This is a genomic window from Paenibacillus sp. 598K, assembly GCF_003851045.1.
GTDB lineage: Bacteria > Bacillota > Bacilli > Paenibacillales > Paenibacillaceae > Paenibacillus_D.
In genome coordinates this window covers 64,473-64,889 of the sequence record NZ_BFBX01000009.1, presented here as the reverse complement: position 1 = coordinate 64,889, position 417 = coordinate 64,473, and the positions used below count along the sequence as shown (strand labels likewise).

1 protein-coding gene is annotated in these 417 nt (G+C 68.6%); it reads left to right on the top strand.

Annotated features, from left to right (window positions below):
* Nucleotides 1-417, top strand: a 417-nt coding sequence (locus PA598K_RS35905; RefSeq protein WP_221414092.1) for a DUF5682 family protein, incomplete at both ends; no start/stop codon positions are given.

Here is a 417-nt window from a genome sequence, read left to right as displayed (position 1 = left end):
GCGCGGGCGGTCGACCAGCTGCCCGGCATCGCCCGGACCGCCGAGGACACGCATGGCGAGATCATCCAGGGGCTGAAGCTGCTGGCGATGCTCGCCTCGTCGCTCTCGGACGACGGCTGGGCGGAGCAACTGGGAGCGCTGCTCGACGACCACGAGCTGCCGCCCCGGCTGGAGGGCGTTTGCGTCTCGCTGGCGGTGGCCGGGGGCTTGCGGAGCCGCGCGGAGCTTGTCTCGCGGGCTCGCGGCTACATCCGCGGGACGCCCGATCAGGTGCGGCATATAGCTCCCTATTTGCAAGGGTTGTTCACGGCAGGCCGCGACGTTTTCCTGTACGATGACGATCTGCTGGCTGAGGTCAACGTCCTCGTCGGCGAGCTGCCGCATGAGACGTTTATCGAGATGGTCGCCGACCTGCGG